The 19,221-nt window shown below is 68.7% G+C and carries 21 protein-coding genes; 9 read left to right on the top strand and 12 right to left on the bottom strand.

What is annotated here, in order from left to right:
- From AC4FS2_RS04780 to AC4FS2_RS04770, 3 genes are all read right to left on the bottom strand, one after another.
- Window positions 1–1,050, bottom strand: coding sequence for a PQQ-dependent sugar dehydrogenase (locus tag AC4FS2_RS04780; protein WP_491176396.1), 1,050 nt, complete (start codon window positions 1,048–1,050; stop codon window positions 1–3).
- 127 nt (window positions 1,051–1,177) lie between these two features.
- Window positions 1,178–1,999, bottom strand: coding sequence for an SDR family NAD(P)-dependent oxidoreductase (locus AC4FS2_RS04775; protein WP_491153189.1), 822 nt, complete (start codon window positions 1,997–1,999; stop codon window positions 1,178–1,180).
- A 26-nt stretch (window positions 2,000–2,025) separates the two neighbouring features.
- Window positions 2,026–2,508: a pyridoxamine 5'-phosphate oxidase family protein gene (locus AC4FS2_RS04770; protein ID WP_491153190.1), complete on the bottom strand. Its 483-nt coding sequence runs from the start codon at window positions 2,506–2,508 to the stop codon at window positions 2,026–2,028.
- Window positions 2,509–2,717: 209 nt separating this feature from the next.
- On the opposite strand from AC4FS2_RS04770, the gene AC4FS2_RS04765 reads away from it, so the two are divergent.
- Entirely contained in the window at window positions 2,718–4,481 is a 1,764-nt protein-coding gene (locus AC4FS2_RS04765) for a thiamine pyrophosphate-dependent enzyme (RefSeq protein ID WP_491153191.1), read from the top strand.
- A gap of 20 nt (window positions 4,482–4,501) precedes the next feature.
- Window positions 4,502–5,068 carry a dihydrofolate reductase family protein gene (locus AC4FS2_RS04760; protein WP_491177788.1) on the top strand — a complete coding sequence of 189 codons (567 nt, stop codon included), beginning with the start codon at window positions 4,502–4,504 and terminating at the stop codon, window positions 5,066–5,068.
- Here the strand turns inward: AC4FS2_RS04760 and AC4FS2_RS04755 are convergent.
- Window positions 5,065–5,454 (bottom strand): nuclear transport factor 2 family protein, encoded by a 390-nt coding sequence (locus AC4FS2_RS04755; RefSeq protein WP_491153192.1) that lies wholly within the window; start codon window positions 5,452–5,454, stop codon window positions 5,065–5,067. The genes AC4FS2_RS04760 and AC4FS2_RS04755 overlap by 4 nt on opposite strands.
- Before the next feature lie 49 nt (window positions 5,455–5,503).
- Window positions 5,504–6,244 carry an NUDIX hydrolase gene (locus AC4FS2_RS04750; RefSeq protein ID WP_491176394.1) on the bottom strand — a complete coding sequence of 247 codons (741 nt, stop codon included), beginning with the start codon at window positions 6,242–6,244 and terminating at the stop codon, window positions 5,504–5,506.
- A gap of 709 nt (window positions 6,245–6,953) precedes the next feature.
- On the opposite strand from AC4FS2_RS04750, the gene AC4FS2_RS04745 reads away from it, so the two are divergent.
- The 5 genes from AC4FS2_RS04745 (at window position 6,954) to AC4FS2_RS04725 (ending at window position 10,822) form a co-directional block, all read left to right on the top strand.
- Window positions 6,954–7,247, top strand: coding sequence for a thioredoxin domain-containing protein (locus tag AC4FS2_RS04745; RefSeq protein WP_491176392.1), 294 nt, complete (start codon window positions 6,954–6,956; stop codon window positions 7,245–7,247).
- A gap of 96 nt (window positions 7,248–7,343) precedes the next feature.
- Window positions 7,344–7,808: a peptide-methionine (R)-S-oxide reductase MsrB gene (msrB, locus tag AC4FS2_RS04740; RefSeq protein WP_491153195.1), complete on the top strand. Its 465-nt coding sequence runs from the start codon at window positions 7,344–7,346 to the stop codon at window positions 7,806–7,808.
- The gene (msrA, locus tag AC4FS2_RS04735) at window positions 7,805–8,356 is read left to right on the top strand and encodes a peptide-methionine (S)-S-oxide reductase MsrA (RefSeq protein WP_491153196.1); all 552 of its coding nucleotides are present in this window, start codon (window positions 7,805–7,807) and stop codon (window positions 8,354–8,356) included. Before msrB ends, msrA begins: the two co-directional genes overlap by 4 nt.
- Window positions 8,357–8,510: 154 nt before the next feature.
- Complete coding sequence (locus AC4FS2_RS04730) at window positions 8,511–9,686, top strand: MalY/PatB family protein (RefSeq protein WP_491176390.1); 1,176 nt, start codon at window positions 8,511–8,513, stop codon at window positions 9,684–9,686.
- Between the two features lie 53 nt (window positions 9,687–9,739).
- A complete protein-coding gene (locus tag AC4FS2_RS04725) occupies window positions 9,740–10,822 on the top strand; it encodes a DNA polymerase IV (protein ID WP_491176388.1) in 1,083 nt (360 codons plus the stop codon).
- A 9-nt stretch (window positions 10,823–10,831) separates the two neighbouring features.
- On the opposite strand, the gene AC4FS2_RS04720 is transcribed toward AC4FS2_RS04725, so the two are convergent.
- Window positions 10,832–11,446 carry a M15 family metallopeptidase gene (locus AC4FS2_RS04720; protein ID WP_491176387.1) on the bottom strand — a complete coding sequence of 205 codons (615 nt, stop codon included), beginning with the start codon at window positions 11,444–11,446 and terminating at the stop codon, window positions 10,832–10,834.
- A gap of 86 nt (window positions 11,447–11,532) precedes the next feature.
- Here AC4FS2_RS04720 and AC4FS2_RS04715 point away from each other — a divergent pair, with 86 nt between their 5' ends.
- Entirely contained in the window at window positions 11,533–12,207 is a 675-nt protein-coding gene (locus tag AC4FS2_RS04715) for a response regulator transcription factor (protein ID WP_491153200.1), read from the top strand.
- Entirely contained in the window at window positions 12,194–13,291 is a 1,098-nt protein-coding gene (locus AC4FS2_RS04710; protein ID WP_491176385.1) for a sensor histidine kinase, read from the top strand. Before AC4FS2_RS04715 ends, AC4FS2_RS04710 begins: the two co-directional genes overlap by 14 nt.
- Here the strand turns inward: AC4FS2_RS04710 and AC4FS2_RS04705 are convergent.
- From AC4FS2_RS04705 to AC4FS2_RS04680, 6 genes are all read right to left on the bottom strand, one after another.
- Window positions 13,264–13,701, bottom strand: a complete 438-nt coding sequence (locus tag AC4FS2_RS04705; RefSeq protein WP_491176384.1) for a VanZ family protein — start codon at window positions 13,699–13,701, stop codon at window positions 13,264–13,266. The two genes, AC4FS2_RS04710 and AC4FS2_RS04705, sit on opposite strands and share 28 nt — an antisense overlap.
- Before the next feature lie 43 nt (window positions 13,702–13,744).
- Window positions 13,745–14,563, bottom strand: coding sequence for an SDR family oxidoreductase (locus AC4FS2_RS04700; protein WP_491176381.1), 819 nt, complete (start codon window positions 14,561–14,563; stop codon window positions 13,745–13,747).
- An 89-nt stretch (window positions 14,564–14,652) separates the two neighbouring features.
- The gene (locus AC4FS2_RS04695; protein ID WP_491176380.1) at window positions 14,653–15,885 is read right to left on the bottom strand and encodes a beta-galactosidase; all 1,233 of its coding nucleotides are present in this window, start codon (window positions 15,883–15,885) and stop codon (window positions 14,653–14,655) included.
- A gap of 31 nt (window positions 15,886–15,916) precedes the next feature.
- Complete coding sequence (locus AC4FS2_RS04690; protein ID WP_491153205.1) at window positions 15,917–16,753, bottom strand: carbohydrate ABC transporter permease; 837 nt, start codon at window positions 16,751–16,753, stop codon at window positions 15,917–15,919.
- A gap of 62 nt (window positions 16,754–16,815) precedes the next feature.
- Window positions 16,816–17,748 (bottom strand): carbohydrate ABC transporter permease, encoded by a 933-nt coding sequence (locus AC4FS2_RS04685; RefSeq protein WP_491153206.1) that lies wholly within the window; start codon window positions 17,746–17,748, stop codon window positions 16,816–16,818.
- Window positions 17,749–17,797: 49 nt separating this feature from the next.
- On the bottom strand, window positions 17,798–19,126 hold the full coding sequence (locus AC4FS2_RS04680; RefSeq protein ID WP_491153207.1) for an ABC transporter substrate-binding protein: 1,329 nt from the start codon (window positions 19,124–19,126) through the stop codon (window positions 17,798–17,800).
- Window positions 19,127–19,221 lie beyond the last annotated feature (95 nt).

The following is a 19,221-nucleotide window of genomic DNA, read 5'->3' as shown; positions in this document are numbered from 1 at the left end:
CTACGGCTCCTCCGCAAGCGCCACGCGGAGGAGCCGGTCGTCGTCAGCTCCGGGCGACCCGCGTCCGTCGGTGTTGTTGGTGAGCAGCCACAGCTCGCCGCCGGCCACGACGGCGTCCCGCATTCGCCCGTACTCCCCCGCCCACAGGGCGGTCGGCTCGCCGGACAGCTCGCCGGCCTCGACATCCAGCATCCAGACGCGCTCGCCGCGCAGCCCCGCGACGAAGAGCGTTCGGCCGGTGGCAGCCAGGCCGCTCGGGCTGGCGTCGGAGGGCGTCCAGGTCACGATCGGGTCGACGAACGCTGCATCCGCCGCGATGCCCTCGTGCAGGGGCCAGCCGTAGTTACCCCCGGGTTCGATGCGATTGATCTCGTCGACGGTGTTCTGCCCGAATTCGCTCGCCCACATGGCGCCGTCGGCCGTCCAGGCGATGCCCTGGACGTTGCGGTGACCGAGCGAGTACACGGACGAGTCGAACGGGTTTCCCGGCGCCGGATCGCCCTCGGGCGTCAGGCGGAGGATCTTGCCGGCGAGGGATGCTGCGTCCTGTGCCGCATCGCGCAGCCCGGCATCCCCGGTCGTGACGTACAGGAATCCGTCGGGGCCGAACGCGATGCGGCCGCCGTTGTGGTTGCTCGCGCGCGGGATGCCGTCGATCACGGTCTCCGGTGCGCCGAGGGTGCGGGTTCCGGCGGCGCCGCCAAGCGGCATCCGGACGACGCGATTGTCGCGGGACGTGCCGTGATACGCGTACAGCCACGTGCCGGCGTCATCCTCCCGCACGGCGATGCCGTGCAGGCCGCCCTCGCCACCGGGTACCACATCCGGCACGGCGCCGAGTTCCCGTGTCCGCCCGTCGGCGTCCACCTCGACCACGGTGCCGGTGTCGCGCTGGCTGATCAGCAGGGTTCCGCCGACGAGCGCGACGACCGACCATGGCGCATCCAGGTGGGTCGCGGACGCGGTGGGATTCCCGGACGGACGGTGGGCGGATGCGGTTCCGGTCGCCGGTGTCGCCCCGGTTGTCGGTGGCGCCTCGGCCGTTGACACCGGCGCTGTCGGGACGGGTGGCGCGCTCGGGCCGGCGGCGGAGCATCCGGCAAGAAGAAGCACACCCGCGACCACTGCCGCACGACGTCCTCGACGGGTCACTCCTGTCCGCTGCAATTGTCCCCGCTCAGAGACCTACGAGCTCCGCGCTGCGCTCCCACAGCTTCTTCGCCAGTGCCGGATCATCCGCCATCGGGCTCGTCCGGGCCACGCGGTTGCGCGCGTAGTACTGGCCCGGCTGCCAGTCGAGTCCGGCCTTTCCGAGGGCGAGCCAGGTCAGGCGCGACCCGCCGACATCGGTCGAGGTCAGGAACCGCCGCATGACCGGACTCGTGTACAACCACCGCCACGGCCCCGTGGATGCGGCGGCGAAACCGCTGGCGATCGCGCCGGGGTGGAAGGCCACGGCATTCAGTCCGCCGTCGCCGTAACGGCGCTGCAACTCCTTGGTGAAGAGGATGTTCGCGAGCTTGGCGTTGCCATAGGCGGTGCTCGCCGAGTAATGGCGTTCCGCCTGCAGGTCATCGATGTCCAGCCTCGCCAGCCGGCGTGCGGCAACGCTGGAGGTCTGGATGACCGACGCCGAATTCTCCAGGAGCCGGCCCAGGAGGAGGTTCGTGAGGAGGAACCCGCCGAGGTGGTTGACCTGGAACGTCTTCTCGTAGCCGTCAACCGTGACCACCCGATCGCTGAAGATGCCTCCCGCGTTGTTCGCCAGGACGTCGATGTGCGGATACGTCTCGAGGAGGGTCGCTGCGAGGTCACGCACCTGTGCCAGGTCGCTGTAGTCAGCGACATGCCACGGCGCACCGAGCGGGCCGGCCACGGCGCGGGTCTTGTCGGGGTCGCGTCCGACGACAACGACCTGCTCCCCCGCATCCTGCAACTGGCGGGCGGCGGCCGCCCCGATGCCGTCGCTGGCTCCGGTGAGAACGATGGTGCGGGGCACAAAGCCTCCTTAGACGTGGTTCTCTGTCAGAGGTCGAACTTCTCGTTGTCGCCTTCGATACGTTGGCCGGTCACCTTGTGCTTGACGAAGGCAACGACGCTGGCGACTCTGCCGCCGGGGCTGTCCCAATACTCGCCGCTGTGCGTGTCGATCTTCAGGAGCACCACGTTCGGGTCTTCCGGACCATCCGGGAACCAGGCCTCGAGGCCGGCGTTCCACTGCTCGCGCAGCTTTGCGGCGTCTTCGACCACGTGCGCGGTGCCCGACAGCGACAGCCACGCGTCGTTGGAGCTGAAGGAGACGCCGACCGTGGCGTCGAGGCGGATGTGTTCCACCGCCGACGCATCGCGGCTGATCACGAACCACAGGTCGCCGTCGAACTCGGTGTCCTGCACCGTCAGGGGGTGGGCGACGAGCTTGCCCTCTGCCGTGCGCGTGGTCACCATCGCGAAACGGAACTTCTTGAGGAGTTCGTTGAGCTTGGCCAGCTCGGAGGTGTCGGCGGTCATGAAGTTTCCTTTCACCGGACGGACGCCTCCATGCAACCGCGCCACCACCCTCCGTGACGAGGTGTTGACACGAGACGATCCATACGGCAGATCCGCCCCAGGTGAGGAGACCCGCTCGCCGATCCCGGCAAGCCACTGGACGCGGCGCGGTCTCGTGCGAAGACTCGAGGGATACCGCAACGCGCCGCAGTGCGCCGGGAAGGATCGCCGTGGCAGAGAACGTCGCCGAACAGCTCGTCCAGCAGCTCATCGAGGCGGGGGTGAAGCGCATCTATGGGATCGTGGGCGATTCGCTCAACCCCATCGTGGATGCGGTGCGCCGCACGGGCGGATCGGCGAAGGGCGGGATCGACTGGATCCACGTCCGCCACGAAGAGGCCGCCGCCTTCGCCGCGGCATCCGAAGCTCAGCTCACCGGTGAACTTGCGGTGTGCGCGGGCAGCTGCGGCCCCGGAAACCTCCACCTGATCAACGGCCTCTACGACGCCCACCGGTCAGGCGCGCCGGTCCTCGCGATCGCCAGTCACATTCCAGCCGTGGAGATCGGCTCGGACTACTTCCAGGAGACGCATCCGGAACGGCTGTTCAACGAGTGCGCGAACTACTGCGAGCTGATCTCCACGGCGGAGCAGTCCCCCCGCGTGGTGAACTCCGCTCTTCGGCACGCCACGGGCGGGTCGGGTGTGGCCGTGGTCGTGCTCCCCGGCGATCTCGCGACCGAGAAGGCCGCCGACTCCTTTCCGCCCTTCGTGCCGGTTCGACTGGGGCGCGTCGCGCCCGACCCGGGAGACGTCGAGGCGCTGGCCGCCGCGATCGGTCAGGCCCGGAAGATCGCCCTGTTCGCGGGGGAAGGCGCCCGCGACGCGCGCGAACAGCTGTTGTCCTTCGCCGGTCATCTGCAGGCACCGATGGGGCACACGCTTCGCGGTAAGCAGTGGGTGCAGTACGACAACCCGTTCGACGTGGGGATGTCGGGCCTCCTGGGCTACGGCGGAATCGACCGGGCCATGCACGATGCCGACCTTCTGCTGCTGCTGGGCACCGACTTTCCGTACGGGCAGTTCTTTCCCGATGCGGGCGAGGTCACGATCGCTCAGATCGACGCGGATGCCACGCGCCTGGGTCGCCGCGCGGCGGTGACGCACCCTCTCCACGGGGATGTCGGCCTCACTCTGGAAGCGCTTCAACGCCTTGTGCCCGCCCGCAGCGACCGTGCGTTCCTCGATGACACCCTGAAACACCACCGGAAGGCGATGAAGGACGCGGTGGCGATCTACACCGATTCATCCGCTGTGCCGATCCACCCCGAACGTGCAATGACCGCGATAGATCGGGCCGCCGCATCCGACGCCGTCTTCACCGCCGACACCGGCATGGGGAACGTGTGGCAGGCCCGCTACGTGACCCCCACCGCGCACCGGCGGCTCTTGGCGTCGTTCCGGCACGGATCGATGGCCAACGCGCTGCCGCAGGCGATCGGCGCCCAGTTCGCCTACCCCGAGCGGCAGGTGATCGCGATCGCCGGAGACGGCGGGCTGTCGATGCTCCTCGGCGAACTCCTCACCGCGGCCGCCTACCGGCTGCCGATCAACGTCTTCGTGTTCAACAACTCCACGCTCGGCATGGTCAAGCTCGAAATGCTGGTGAACGGCTATCCCGACTTCGCCGTCGACGTGCCCATGGTCGACTTCGCCGCTCTCGCGGGAACCCTCGGGTTCCTCACCCAGCGGGTCACCGACCCGGCGGATCTGGATGCGGCGATCGCCACGGCGCTCGCACACGCCGGCCCGGCGCTCGTCGACATCGTCACCGACCCCGATGCGCTGTCGATGCCGGCGACCATCACCGCAGAGCAGGTCACCGGGTTCGGGCTGTCGATGGCGAAACTCGTGCTCGGGGCAGAACAGTCGGGCGGGATCCGCCAGGTGATCGAGACCGCGAAGACGAACATCAAACACATTCGCGGACTCTAGGAGGGGTGAACGTGGAGGACATGCCGCCGCAGACGGCGAGCGGGAAGGTGCTGTGGCACTTCACGATGTCTCTCGACGGTTTCGTCGCCGGCCCGGGGCACACGATGGGCTGGATGGCCGGCATCGCGGACCGTCCCGGCCTGATCGACGAGTACACCGCGACCACGGGAGCGGTCCTCGGGGGTCGCGCCGGCTGGGACGCGTACCCCGACGCGAGCGCGACGTACGGCGGGCAGTGGGAGGGGGCGACTTTCGTCTTGACGCACCACCCCGAGGACGCGGCGCCCTCGCGCGGTGTGACGTTCCTGACGTGCGATGTGGCCGAGGCGGTGGTGATCGCCCGGGCTGCGGCCGGCGGCAAGAACGTCGAGGTCTTGTCCGCGTCGATCGGGCGCCAGCTTCTCGAACGCGGGCTACTCGACGAGATCGACATCCATCTCGCGCCCGTCCTGCTCGGTGACGGAGTGCGGCTCTACGACAATCCCGGCGGCGACGCGATTCCGCTCACACTGGTCAACGGCGACCGGGGTCGGGTCAGCGTCGACCTCCGCTATCGTCCCTTCCCCCGGCCGGATCGATCGGGCTAGAGCTCGACGCTCTCCTCGTCGGGGGTGGGCGTCTGCTGGTGCAGCGCCAGCCGCCACTCCCCGGCCTCCCGCACGTAGACGCTCGACATGAGCGCGTCGAAGGGCGGGCCGCCCGAGGCGCGGAACGCCCGGCCGTGGTAGACGAAGGCCGCGGCATCCGGGCCCATCTCGATGAGGCGTTCATCGGTGATCTCGTACGCCGACCAGGCGGGGGTGTCGTCGAGGGATGCCAGCACGGCGTCGCGGTCGAGCACCGAGCCGTCCGCACGCACCATGACGGCGTCGTCGGTCATGACGGAGCCGTAGAACTCTCCGCCGCTGCCGTCCGACAGCGCAGTCCACCCGGCATGTTCGAGGCGCAGCAGCTCGGAAATGTCGAAGCCCATGTCGCCAGTCTCCGGCCGCCGTGTGCTCCGGCGCAACGGACCGCCGTGATCAGCGGTCGTTCGGCCCGGGCGGGGGGAGCGGCAGTTCCTTGTCGACGTCCCACGGCTCCGTCCAGCCGAGGCGATCGAACAGCCCGTCCAGCAGCATCGCGGTGAAGCCCCACACCAGGTGCTCCCCGGTGGCGTGCGGCACGAGGAAGCCCGGCCCCCTCCACTCGAGTCCATCGCGGCGCATCACGGTCACGCCGCGGTTCGCGGGGTCGAGGAGGTCGGCGACCGGCGCACGGAACACATCTGCCGACTCGGCGTCGTCGACCACGCGAACGGGTGACGGATGCTGCCACCACGCGAGCACGGGAGTGACGAGGTGCCGCGAGTACTCGAGCGGAACCTTATCGAGAGTTCCGAGAATCTCGACGCCCGCGGGGTCGAGGCCGGTCTCCTCCTCGGCCTCGCGCAGGGCCGCCGCGACCACGCTCGCATCCCCGGGGTCGACGCGGCCGCCGGGAAAAGCGACCTGACCGGCGTGCGAGCGCAACGTGGTGGCGCGGGACAGCAGCAGCACATCCAGATCACGCGAGACCGCCGACGCCTGCGCATCGCTGTGGCTCGCGAGGCCGTCCAACATCCCGAAGAGGATGAGCACCGCGGCCGCGCGGGCGTTGGACTGCGGGTCGGTGGGAACGTCGATCCCGCGGGTGATGGGGCTGACTCCGGAACCCGAGGGGGCGCCCTGGACGAGCGAAGCCAGCTGCGATCGCGCGCTCTGGAGAGCGGAAGGGGCGGGCATCCGTCAAGGCTACGCCGCTCCCCACCCGGACGGGGCGAGCACCCCGGGAGGCGCGGGCACCCCGGGCCAGAGCGGGCGCCTATGGCCAGAGCGGGCGGCCCGGGCCAGGGCGGGCGCCCCGGGCCAGAGCAGGCGGCGCGGCAGGAGCGGGCGCCCCGGGCCAGAGCGGGCACCCCGGCAGGAGCGGGCACCCCGGGAGGAGAAGGCGCCTGCGGAGGACCGAAACCGCCCGAACCGCCCTCCCCAACGCACATCCCCTCCGCACACGCCCACCCGCCGGGCAGGGCGAGCACCCCGGGAGGAGAAGGCGCCCCCGGAGGACCAAAACCACCCGAACCACCCTCCGCAACGCACATCCCCTCCCCACACGCCCACCCGCCGGGCAGGGCGAGCACCCCGGGAGGGGAAGGCGCCCCCGGAGGACCAAAACCACCCGAACCACCCTCCGCAACGCACATCCCCTCCCCACACGCCCAACCCCCGTGCCAGACCGGGCACCCCGGGAGGAGAAGGCGCCCCCGGAGGACCAAAACCGCCCGAACCACCCTCCGCGACGCACATCCCCACACGCCCAACGCCCCACACGACCCAACGCCGCACGCCGCCCCAACCCGCCCGCACCCCGCCCAACGCGCCCGCACCCCCGCCCCACGCACCGCTCAACGAAATATCGGGACGAGGCACAGCGTTGCCTCACTCGGAGGCCGCCGTGGAAAGCACATCGTCGATCGCATTCGAGCTGTACTCGACGTCGTTCTGCGGCGCCTGCCGCCAGACGCGATCGATGTTGGAACGTGTCAGGCAACTACTCCCGGATGCGGTGGTGTCCGAGCATGACGTGGCCTTCGAGCCTGGCCTCGCCGAGGAGCGCGGGATCGAGTCGACTCCGACGGTCATCGTGCGTGGAGCCGATGGCGTCGAGGTGATGCGGGCGAGCGGGGTTCCGACGCTGGACCACATCCTCGTGGCCGCCGCCCGAGCCATGGATGCCGGGGCCCGATAACTCTCGGCCCGCTCCCAGCTTCACGGGACCAAAACCGAGGGGTTCCTCGTTCTCTTCAGTGGACGCCACAGCCAGCGGCGCCACCCAGGAGGAATCGTGAGCACCGAGTACCGCAAGACGCCCGAGGCGCTGAGCCGCCTCACCCCCACCCAGTTCCATGTGACGCAGGAGGAGGGCACCGAGCCCCCCTTCCGCAACCGCTACTGGGACAACCACGAGCCCGGAATCTACGTCGACGTCGTTTCGGGTGAGCCCCTGTTCTCGTCGACCGACAAGTACGACAGCGGTACCGGATGGCCGAGCTTCACCCGCCCGATCGACCGGTCAGCCGTGGTCGAGAAGACCGACCGGAATCTGTGGATGACCCGCACCGAGGTACGCTCCTCCGCAGCGGGGAGCCACTTGGGCCACGTCTTCGACGACGGCCCGCGCGAGGCCGGCGGAATGCGTTACTGCATGAACTCAGCCGCGCTGCGCTTCGTCCCTGTCGACGAGCTTGAAGAGCAGGGATACGGCGCCTACCGCGCACTTTTCACCGACACGAAGGAGAACGCATCATGACCACCGACACCGGAGCCATCACCCGCACTCCCGGCACCGAGACCGCCGTCCTGGCGGGCGGGTGTTTCTGGGGCATGGAGGACCTGATCCGCCGCCAGCCCGGTGTGCTCGACACCCGGGTGGGCTACACCGGCGGGACGAACGACCACGCGACCTACCGCAACCACCCCGGGCACGCCGAGGCGGTCGAGATCGTGTTCGATCCGTCGAAGACGACCTACCGCGACATCCTGGCGTTCTTCTTCCAGATCCACGACCCGTCGACACTCAACCGTCAGGGCAACGACATCGGTGTCAGCTACCGTTCGGCGATCTTCCCCCTCACCGAGGAACAGGAGCGCGTCGCTCGCGACACCATCGCCGACGTGGATGCCTCGGGCCTCTGGCCGGACAAGGCCGTCACCACGATCGAGCCCGCGGGCCCGTTCTGGGAGGCCGAGCCGGAGCACCAGGACTACCTGATCAAGTACCCGAACGGCTACACGTGCCACTTCCCGCGTGCCGGATGGGTTCTGCCCAAGCGCGCCGAGGCCGGCGCCACCGCCTGAGCCGCGCGGAGGCCGCGGTCCGCATCACGCGGGCTGCGGCCTTCGTCGTTCCGCCGGCCCGTCCCCAGCGCCGTCCGGCCGCGACAGTCCTCCGACACCACACCGGCCGCGCCCGCGCACCCGCCGCGGCCGCGACGCTGGGAGAATCGGAAGCATGACCGCTCCGGAGTTCGATGCGCTGACCGAGGCTGACCTACGAGGCAACGGCAGCGTCAAGTGGACGATGTTCCCCGACACGATCGGTGTCTTCGTCGCCGAGATGGATTTCGGCGTTGCCCCGCCCATCCGCGACGCGCTGGAAGGCGCGCTCGACAAGGGTCTCACCGGGTACCTCCCCGCACATCTCGAGGACGACCTCGCCGCAGCGACGGCGCGCTGGTACCGCAAGTCCTACGGCTGGGACGTCCCTGCCGATCGCGTGCACCACGTCCCCGACGTCATCGCGGCGCTCGAACTCACCATCGAGCGGTTCACCGAGCCGGGGTCGGCCGTTATCGTCCCCACTCCGGCCTACATGCCGTTCCTCACCGTGCCACCGCTCCACGGCCGGCGCGTGATCGAGGTGCCGAGCATCCCGGTCGACGGGCGGATGATGATGGACCTCGACGGCATCGCGAAGGCGTTCGATGACGGTGCCGGTCTTCTCGTGCTGTGCAACCCGCACAACCCCCTCGGCACTGTGTTCACGAGAGAAGAGCTGGATGCTGTCTCCCGGGTGGTGGACGCCAAGAACGGCCGGGTGTTCGCGGACGAGATCCACGCTCCGGTCGTCTACGCACCGGCGCGGCACATCCCGTACGCGTCCCTCTCCGCCGTGGCGGCCGGCCATACGATCACGGCAGCGTCCGCCTCGAAGGCCTGGAACCTCGCCGGACTGAAATGCGCGCAGGTCATCCTCTCGAACGAAGCGGATGCGGCGGCATGGACGGAGTTCGGATTCTGGGCCGGCCACGGCACCTCCACCCTGGGCGTCGTCGCGAACACGGCGGCGTACACGTCCGGCGGCGTCTGGCTCGAGGAAGTCGTCCGCTACCTCGACGGCAACCGCCAACTCCTGGCCGACCTCGTCGCCGAGCTCCTGCCCGAAGCGCGGATGGTCCTCCCCGAGGGCACCTACATCGCCCTGATCGACCTCCGCGCATACGGGATCCCCGGCGACCAGGCGGAGTGGTTCCGCACCTCCGCCCGGGTCGCCATGACCGACGGCGCCGCCTGTGGAGTCGCGGGCATCGGGCACGTGCGCTTCGTCTTCGCCCTCCCCCGCCCGCTGCTGCGCGAAGCGGTCGAGAGGATGGCCGCCGCCCTCGCCGCCCGACCCGTCGCGGCCTGACGCACTCCGACAAGAGCCGAGCGCATGCCGGGCTCCGAGGCACACTGGTGCACATGAACGACGGTGCCGAGAGGGCGTGGGTCCTGCACGTCGACCTCGACCAATTCATCGCGGCGGTGGAGGTGCTCCGGCGGCCCGAACTCGCAGGCAAGCCCGTGATCGTCGGCGGACGCGGCGACCCGACGGAGCGCGCCGTCGTGTCCACCGCCTCCTACGAAGCCCGCGCGTTCGGCGTCGGGTCCGGGATGCCGCTGCGCCTGGCCGCCCGGAAGGTGCCCGATGCCGTCCTGCTGCCGGTGGATGCCCCCGCTTACACCGCCGCGTCGGAGGAGGTCATGGCGACGCTGCGCGCGCAACCGCGAGCCGTGGTCCAGGTTCTCGGCTGGGACGAGGCCTTCGTGGGTGTGACGACCGGCGACCCCGAGGCGTACGCGCGCGGCATTCAAGCCGCGATCCTCGAGCGCACCCGGCTGCACTGCAGCGTCGGCATCGGCGACACCCTCGTGCGCGCGAAGGTGGCGACCGGCTTCGGAAAGCCTCGCGGCGTGTTCCGACTCACCGCTGACAACTGGCTCGGCGTCATGGGCGAACGCCCGACGATCGACCTGTGGGGCGTGGGCTCGAAAATCTCCCGCCGACTCGCGGCGCTGGGCATCCAGACGGTCGACGAGCTCGCGCGAACCGATGAGGCAGCGCTCGTGGCGGAATTCGGACCCCGCATGGGCCCGTGGTATCGCTCGCTCGGCCGCGGCGATGGCACGAGCGTCGTCGATGACACGCCGTGGGTGCCCCGCGGCCACGGGCGCGAGACGACGTTCCAGCAGAACGTCGTCGCCCCGGCCGAGATCGAACAGGCCGCCCGCGAGCTTGCCTCGCAGGTGCTCGATGATGTCGCCGCCGAGGGCCGGCCGGTCGTCGGGGTCGGCCTGAAGGTGCGGTACGCGCCGTTCCTCACGAAGACGTTCACGCGAAAGGTGGCGACGACCTTCGATCGGGATGCGGTGGTCGCCGAGATTCTCGCGCTCGTGGCGAAGATCGAACCCGACCGCCCACTGCGGCTCTTAGGCGTCCGCGCGGAAATGCAGATGCCGGACGACGCGCGTGAGGGACACACTCCGACCCGTGGGGGCTGGTGAGGGGCGGAGTCAGGACTTGTCCGCCGCCGCTCGAGCCGTCGATGCATCCGGCATCATCTCGGGGCAGACGCCTCCGGCTTCGACGGTGCGCTGGTAGTGCCACGGCTCGTTCGCGTACACCTGGCACAGACCGAACTGCGCCCCGTGCTGGCTGAGCCAGGACTGGGCATCGACGGGGACGATGTCGACGGCATCCCCCTTCGCATGGGCGGACTCTTCGGGCGAGGCGACGAACTGGCGGGCGATCTCTTCGCTGCCGTATGTCTCCACCGCTTGTGCGAGCAACCAGCCCTGATACTCACGGCTCCGCCATCCGCTGGTGATCTCGAACGTCACGCCCTCCCCGCGAGCCTCGATCGCGGCGTCCCGCAGCGCGCCCAGGAGGGAGGGGTCGAGGTTGGCGAGCGCCGGCAGGTGGTCGTCGTCAAGCGTGACTGCAGCACCCTCCGGGATGAGCCCATCCTGCGCCCGCGGCGCGAACGGCGTCAGGGCGAACGACGCCGCGAACCCCGTCGCGACGATGAGGAGCGCCGCGAGGACGACGGCAAGGCCGGCCCCCACCGCGACGAAGACGGCCGGACGGACACGGCGGGCGGTGGTCGGGAGGTGAGGAGCGATCTGCATGGAGCCATCCCACGCAGGGGCCGGTTGCCACGGCGTATGCCGGTTCTCATACGCCGGCGATATGCCGTCCCGCCTACCATGGGGCCGTGCGCGTGTTGATCGTCGAGGATGAGGTGTACCTCGCAGAGGCGATCCGCGATGGGCTCCGGCTGGAAGCGATCGCCGCCGACATCGCCGGCGACGGGGACACGGCGCTCGAGCAGCTGGCGGTCAACACCTACGACGTCGTCGTCCTCGACCGCGACATCCCTGGGCCCAATGGAGACGAGATCGCCCGTTCGCTGTCACGTACCCCGGCGAGCCCGCGCGTCCTCATGCTGACCGCGGCCGACCGGCTCGACGACAAGGCCACCGGGTTCGAGAGCGGCGCCGACGACTACCTCACGAAGCCGTTTGCACTGCGCGAACTCGTGCTGCGCCTTCGAGCGCTCAGCCGACGGCCCTCGGCGGGCGCGCCACCGGTGATCGAATACGCCGGACTGCGGCTCGACCCGTTCCGCCGCGAGGTGTACCGCGACGACCGGTATGTGGCCCTGACCCGCAAGCAGTTCGCCGTCCTCGAGGTGCTGCTCTCCGCGCGCGGCGGCGTGGTGAGCGCCGAGGATCTCCTCGAGCGCGCGTGGGATGAGAACGCCGACCCGTTCACCAACGCTGTGCGCATCACCATCTCGGGCTTACGCAAGCGGCTCGGCGAGCCGTGGACCATCGAGACGGTCGCCGGTGTCGGCTACCGAATGAGCGCGGCGCATGACGACGGCTGAGGCCGCTCGGCCTGTCGGCCTGTCGGTACGCATCAAACTGGCGCTCAGCTACGCCGGGTTCCTCCTCCTGGCCGGCGTCGCGCTGTTCGCCGTCGGGTTTCTGCTGCTGCGTTTCGTGCCCGAAGGCGACGTCCAGGTGTTCGGCGGAGGGGTCGCGCCCAATCGGTCGGATCTCATGGAGGTGTTCGTCCGGTACGCGTGGTGGGCTCTCGTGGCGCTCGTGTTGTTCGGGCTGGTCGGCGGATGGATCCTCGCCGGCCTCGTCCTGCGTCCGCTGGACCGCATCACCGCCACGGCTCGCCGGGCGCGCGACGGATCGCTGGACTCCCGCGTCCGGCTCCCCGGGCGGCGGGACGAGCTCACCGACCTCGCCGATGCGTTCGACACGATGCTCGACCGCGTGCAGCAGACCCTCGAGGAGGAGCGGCGGTTCGCGGCGAACGCGTCGCACGAGCTGCGCACCCCGCATGCCATCGTGCGGACGCTCGTCGAGGTGGCTCAAGCCGACCCGGCCGGCCGCGACGTGGACGAGGTGCTCCGCAGGATCGGCGAGACGAACGACCGCGCGATCGCGACCACCGAGGCCCTTCTCGCCCTCGCCCGCGTCGGACGCGGGGGAACACCCGCGTCCGAGCCGCTCGACCTCGCTGCCATCGCTGCCGAGGCGATCGACGACACGGCGCCGGATGCGGCGGCCGCCGGCATCCGCATCGACCGCGATCTGCGGCCCGCCCCGACGATCGGCGACCCGACGCTTCTCGCCCGCCTGGCGGGAAACCTCGTCCACAACGCCGTGGTGCACAACGAGCCCGGAGGTCAGGTCCTCGTGAGGACCACGGAGCTTCCGGGCGCGGCGGGACTCGCCGTGGTCAACACCGGTCCGATCATCGACCCGGCCACGGCGGCCACCCTGACCGAGCCGTTCGTCCGCGGCGCGGGGCGCACCCGCGGAAGCGGATCGGGCGACGGGTCGGGCCTGGGCCTGGCGATCGTCGCCGCCATCGTGCGCGCTCATTCCGGGACGCTCGAGGTGACGGCGCGACGCGAGGGCGGACTTCAGGTGCGCGTCACCCTCCCCCGCTGACTGCGGACCGCGCCTGCCACCGCCCGTACCGCGGTCACCGCAACGACCCCGATCGCGCTGCCGACCGTGTTCCACAGGACGTCAGCCGCGTCGGGGATGCGGCCAGGGATCGAAGTCTGCGCATATTCGACGGCGATGGACACCGCCATGCCCGCGAGCATGGCGAACGGCCAGCCGCGACGCGGGAGCACCAGTGCGACGGTCGCGCCGAGGGGTACGAACATGGCCGTGTTCATCAGCCGCTCCGCCTCGGCGTACCCGGCGCCGGCGAACAGGGGCACGGTCACCGCGTCCGCCCATCCCAGGAACGCCGCCCTGGCGGGCCCGACCAGCATCTGCGGCGCGAGGGTCAACACGACCACCAGAAGGAGGGCGGCAGCGGCGAGGAGGGCGCGGGTGATGTAACGCATCCCCCCATCTCAGCGGGAGCGGTGTTGCGTCAGCGTATGCTCGTCAGCCCTGCGCGAGTTGCGAGACGTCGTCCCACTTCTCCCACGTTTCCAGGCGGGACTCGTAGTCGCGGCGGGCGACCTTGAGCGGTGTCGTTCCGAAGAAGACCCGCAACGGCGGCTCGTCCGCATCCACGACCCGAAGGATCGCCTGCGCCGACGCCGTCGGGTCGCCGGGGGCCTGCGCCGCGCGTTGCTGCGCGCGGCGCTCACGGGCGGCATCGTACGCGGGGAGAGGGTCGGCATGACGGGAGCTCGCACCGGACCAGTCGGTGGCGAAGCCCCCCGGCTCGACGATGGTGACCTTGATGCCGAACTCCGCGACCTCGAGCGCCAGAGCCTGCGAGAACCCCTCCAGCGCCCACTTCGACGCGTGATAGGCGCTCAGATTGGGGAAGGCTGAGATCCCACCGATCGACGACACCTGGATGATGTGCCCCGAGCCCTGCTCGCGCATGATCGGGATCGCCGCCTGCGTGACCCACACCGCCCCGAAGAGATTGGTCTCCATCTGGTCGCGGATGTCCTTCTCGCTGAGCTCCTCCGCCATGCCGAACTGCCCGTAGCCGGCGTTGTTGACGACGACGTCCAGGCGCCCGAAGTGCTCGAAAGCCTGGTGCACCGCAGCGAAGTCGGCCGCACGGTCGGTGACGTCCAGCTCGATCGGCAAAAGCGCATCGCCATACTGCTCCACAAGGTCGCTCAGGCTCGAAACGTCCCGGGCGGTCGCGGCGACCCGGTCGCCGCGACCGAGGGCGGCCGACGCCCACTCCCGTCCGAAGCCACGGGAGGTGCCGGTGATGAACCACGTCTTCTGTGCCATATCGAGCACGTTATCCCCCGGCCGGTGGGCGGAGGGCGGCCGAGGGCGAAATGGGGTACAACTTCCTACAGGCAGTGCATGCCGAGCGGTCAAAGACCGGAGTGGTCATCTCGCGATGCCCTGGCGAGTTGCGCGAAGACGTCGAACGCGGGGTTCCGCACCCGTGCGAGCACTTGATCCGGGCCGCGAACGAGGTCGACGAGTCCGAAGGTGAGGAACCATTCATCGGGCGTCTTCTGATCGAACCGGTAGAGCCAGTCCACCATGGTAAAGAACGGGAACCACGTGTACGCGATGATGCGGTGGCCCTCGTCGCGCATCGCCGCGAGCTCGGCTGTCGAATCCCGGAGCCAGTCGATGCGTTCCTCGACGGTGCCGACGAGGGAGGTCTCCGTCACCGCGAGGGGGAGATCGTAACGCTCGGCGTAGCTGTTCACCAGGTCGCGCAGGCCGGCTGCTCCCGCGCGTACCGGCGTGATCACACCGTCCTGCATGCGCGAGGTGGTGAAGTGCGGGTAGTAGTTGACCCCGATGACATCGGGAGTTACGGCGTTGTCGCGGAACCAGGCGAGGTCGCCGGCTGTGACACCGTGCGAGGCGAGCCAGCGACCCAGGATCGTGTCCGCCTGCACGCGTCCGGTGATGAGATCCAGCGCGGCGAAGCGCCGCTCTTCGAGTAGCTCCCGCGCCAACGGAGACGTGTCGCCCTCGTACCGGAACCCCGCGTCCACGTGGACAAAGGTCGCCTCCGGCTGCACGGCCGCGATCTCCTGCTGGGTCCGCACCATCCCACGCGCCAGCGCGAGGAGCACCGTGACGAATCCGTCGTGGCCGACGAGGTAAGGCGGCCAGGCGCCGTTCTGCCCGCACCACTCCGCGTTGACAATGGGCTCGTTCAGCGGTGTGAAGTCTGTCCAGACGCCTCGGTAGCGCTCGGCCACGGCACGACCGTACGCGGCCACCCGCTCGGGGTATCCGGTATTGAGGAAGGAGTTCTCCAGCCACAGAGGGGTGCCGTAGTGCATGAGGTCCACGACGCACCGGAGACGGAGCTCCTGCATCTTCGTCGCCACCTCATCGAGCCAGGCCCAATCAAATTCGCCCGGGCGCGGCTCGACCAGGTACCAAGGGATGCCCCACCGAATGAACTCGGCTCCAGCGCTGGCCGCGAGTTCGAGGTCCTCGCGCCAGTGAGAGTAGTGCTGCGTCAACTCGTACTCGTCGAGCTTGCGATGCCCCGGTCGTTCCTGGGGGATGAAGGTGTCCTCGATTCCGACTCCGTAGTGCAGCCGGTTCTCTCGATACCAACGAACGTCGCTCACGCCGCAGCCTTTCGTTTGGGGACGGGTGGGATCACTTGAGACCCGTCGTGGCGATTCCGGCGACGAAGCTCCGCTGGATCAGCAGGAAGAAGATGATCACCGGCAGAAGCGCGAGCAGCGATCCGGCCATGAGCAGCCCGTACTCGACCACGTGTTGCCCCATGAAAAGCGCCAGACCCGCGGGAAGCGTCGAGGTCTCCACCGAGGAGGACATCACCAGCGGCCAAAGAAGATCGTTCCAGTTGTACTGGAAATGGAAGAGCCCCAGCGTCAGCAGCGCCGGCCGCGCGAGCGGCATGATGATGCCCCAGTAGATCCGCCACTCGGATGCGCCGTCCACGCGTGCCGCCTCTTCCAAGTCCTTCGGTAGTGACAAGAAGAACTGCGTGAGGAAGAAGATCCCGAACGCATTGGTCATCCGCGGGATGATCAGACCGGGAAGAGTGTTGGTCAGGCCGAGACCGTTGAGCATGTCATAAAGCGGAATGAGCGTGACCTGGAACGGCAGCATGAGCAGCAGCAGAATCCCGACGAAGACGACCCCACGACCGCGGAACGGGACCCGCGCGAGGGCGTATGCCGCCATGGAGTCGAACAGCAGTGAGATGACCGTCACCGAACCGGCGAAGATGATCGTGTTCACGTAGAGCCGAGCGAACGGGATCCGTTCCCACACGTCGATGAAGTGCGCGACGGTCAGCTCACGCGGCCACAACGTCGGCGGGTACGACACGATGTCGGCTTCCGGCTTGAACGCGGTGAACAGCATCCAGATGATCGGCAGCAGCATGAGCAAACCGATCGCGACCGACGTGATCGCGAGCAACCACGTTGCCAGGCGCGGGCGACCGCCTCGGCGTCGCGTCACGGCGGGACGTCTCGTCGGCCTCCGCGTCGGCGTCGGCGTCGAAGGCAGCGTGGTCACGGCCATCAGTACGTCACCTGCTTCCGGCGGAGATAGCCGAACTGGATCATCGAGAGGATGAACACGAAGATCAGCAGCACGAAGGAGATAGCAGAGCCGTAGCCGAACCGCAGCTCCTGAAAGCCTTCGCGATAGATGAGCATCACGAGCGTCTCGGTGCGGAAGAACGGACCACCCCTCGTCATGACATAGATCTGGTCGAAGGCCTGCAGGGTGGCGATGAGCGCGAGCACGGACACCAGCAGTGTCTGGTTCGACAGCAGCGGAAGCGTAACGCTGCGGAATCGCTGCCATGGTCCCGCGCCATCCAGACGAGCCGCCTCATACATATCCACGGGGATGGACTGCAGCCCGGCGAGATAGATCACCATATAGAAGCCCACGTTCTTCCAGACACCGACGACCATCACCGCCGCCATGGCGTAGCGCGGATCGGACAGCCATCCCTGTTCCGGAACGATGCCTACGAGCCCGAGCCAATAGGACAGCAGGCCGATGTTCGGATCGAGCAGGAACGCCCAAGCGATCGCGATGATGCCGAGCGACACGATGAAGGGGAGGAAGATCGCCGTGCGGGCGAAAGCGCGCCCGGTGAAGCGCTGATTCAACATGATGGCGAAGAGCAGCGCCAGGACGACGGTGACCGGTGTCACCACGGCGGCGTACAGCACGGTGTTGCCGAAGGCGTTCCAGAACGCAGGATCGGCAAACAGCTCGGCATAGTTGCTCAACCCGACGAACTCCGCGGCGCGGATCAGGTTGTAATCGGTGAACGACAGCCAGACCGCCTGCGCCATCGGGTACAGCGTGAAGGCGATCAGGATCAGCAGCGATGGTGTGAGAAACAGCCAGGCCGTCCGCGCGCGCTTGGCGCGGATGCTGCGGCGGCGGGGTGGAGCGTCGGTGCGCAGCGGTGCACGGTCGACGGTCGTCGTCATGAGCCCTCCGGGAAGGGCGGGCGACCTCGAGAGGCCGCCCGCCTTCGTGTCACTTGTCGAGCTCTGCCTGGACCTGATCCGACGCTGAGGTGAAGATCTCCTCGACCGTCCCCTCCCCGTTCAGCGCCCGCTGCAGTGACGGTGTGAAGACGGTCTCGAGGATCGGGCCGCCAGCGGCGATGCCGGGAAGAAGCACCTTGGCGCTGTCCACCACGTCCGCGGCACCGAAGATCGCCGGGTAGGGGGTGTCGGAGACCTGATCGGCCACGTCGGCGCGCGTAGGCGGGAATCCCGACCCGTTGGCCCACGTGACTTGCCCCTCCGAGGAGTTCCAGTACGCGAAGAACTCGTATGCCGCCTCCTTGACCTCATCGCTGGTGTTCGCGGGAAGCCCCATGGATACGACGTCGGCAAGCACGTTATCCGCAGCCGGCCCCATGAACGGCTTCGCCAGCCCGTAGTTGAGCCCGGCCTCGTCGAATCCCGTGGTCATCCACGGTCCCACGATCTCGATGGCGGCCTTACCGGTCTGGAAAAGCTTGTCCGCATCCGCTCCGTTGAGCCCGATGGGACTCGCCTTCTGGTCGCGAAGCAGCGAGACCCAGTAGTCAAGCGCTTCGATGGACTCGGGGTCGCCGAGGGTCGAGGTGCTCCCGTCGTCCGAGACGATGCTGCCGCCGGTACCCCACAGCAGGGAGGGGAAGATCGGCACGGTCTCGTGGTCGGCAAGAGCGATGGCGTACTGCTCCGGCTTGCCGTCGCCGTCCTCGTCGACTGTGAGCTTGGGCACCATCGCGGCGAACTCGTCCCACGTTGTGGGTGGGGCATCGGGGTTCAGGCCCGCGGCCGTGAACAGGTCCTTGTTGTAATACATCATCATCGGCGTGAAGTTCACGGGCACCCCGTAGTTCTTCCCGTCGTACATGGACGCCTCGACGGACGACGGTGCGAGCGCCTCCGTTTCGTGATCCGCGTCCTCGTAGTAGTCGTCCAGGGGGAGGAAGAGTCCCTCATCCGCGAACTGCGGCATGCGGCTGGCCGACATCGCGATGATGTCGGGGCCATCCTTGCTCGCCACCGAGGTGAGCACCTTCTGGTACAGGGTGTCCCAGGGCATGATGTTCGCCTTGACCTCGATGTCGTCTTGGGAAGCGTTGAAGTCCGCGATGACCTGTTCCAGCGCGGGACCGTCCGGGCCGGTGAACCCGTTCCAGAAATCGAGAACGATCTTGCCGTCCGCGTTGGTGTCGGCACCGCCACCGCTGCCCTGACCGGCACAGCCCGCGAGCGCGAGGGCGGCAACGGAGAGCATCGCGGTGGCGCCGGCGAGGACGCGACTCCGCCCACGGAGCGCGTCGGAACCATGCTGTGTTCTCATCACACTTTCTCCTTTGAAAATGTCGTTCAACGTTGAACCGATCAAGTGACTCCCGTTATACATGAACGGTAAACGTTGAACAAGACACGATGTCG

The sequence above is a fragment of the Microbacterium sp. Z10_103 genome (assembly GCF_058310455.1).
The sequence above is the reverse complement of the archived record's forward strand: the minus strand, read 5'-3'. Positions and strand labels throughout refer to the sequence as shown.

Coding starts and splice junctions, on each gene's coding strand:
- AC4FS2_RS04770 (WP_491153190.1), bottom strand. CDS start 2,508: ATGACCGCCGACACCTCCGAGCTGGCCAAGCTCAACGAACTCCTCAAG.
- AC4FS2_RS04760 (WP_491177788.1), top strand. CDS start 4,502: ATGCCGCCGCAGACGGCGAGCGGGAAGGTGCTGTGGCACTTCACGATG.
- AC4FS2_RS04755 (WP_491153192.1), bottom strand. CDS start 5,454: ATGGGCTTCGACATTTCCGAGCTGCTGCGCCTCGAACATGCCGGGTGG.
- AC4FS2_RS04750 (WP_491176394.1), bottom strand. CDS start 6,244: ATGCCCGCCCCTTCCGCTCTCCAGAGCGCGCGATCGCAGCTGGCTTCG.
- msrA (WP_491153196.1), top strand. CDS start 7,805: ATGACCACCGACACCGGAGCCATCACCCGCACTCCCGGCACCGAGACC.
- AC4FS2_RS04730 (WP_491176390.1), top strand. CDS start 8,511: ATGACCGCTCCGGAGTTCGATGCGCTGACCGAGGCTGACCTACGAGGC.
- AC4FS2_RS04725 (WP_491176388.1), top strand. CDS start 9,740: ATGAACGACGGTGCCGAGAGGGCGTGGGTCCTGCACGTCGACCTCGAC.
- AC4FS2_RS04720 (WP_491176387.1), bottom strand. CDS start 11,446: ATGCAGATCGCTCCTCACCTCCCGACCACCGCCCGCCGTGTCCGTCCG.
- AC4FS2_RS04710 (WP_491176385.1), top strand. CDS start 12,194: ATGACGACGGCTGAGGCCGCTCGGCCTGTCGGCCTGTCGGTACGCATC.
- AC4FS2_RS04705 (WP_491176384.1), bottom strand. CDS start 13,701: ATGCGTTACATCACCCGCGCCCTCCTCGCCGCTGCCGCCCTCCTTCTG.
- AC4FS2_RS04700 (WP_491176381.1), bottom strand. CDS start 14,563: ATGGCACAGAAGACGTGGTTCATCACCGGCACCTCCCGTGGCTTCGGA.
- AC4FS2_RS04685 (WP_491153206.1), bottom strand. CDS start 17,748: ATGACGACGACCGTCGACCGTGCACCGCTGCGCACCGACGCTCCACCC.
- AC4FS2_RS04680 (WP_491153207.1), bottom strand. CDS start 19,126: ATGAGAACACAGCATGGTTCCGACGCGCTCCGTGGGCGGAGTCGCGTC.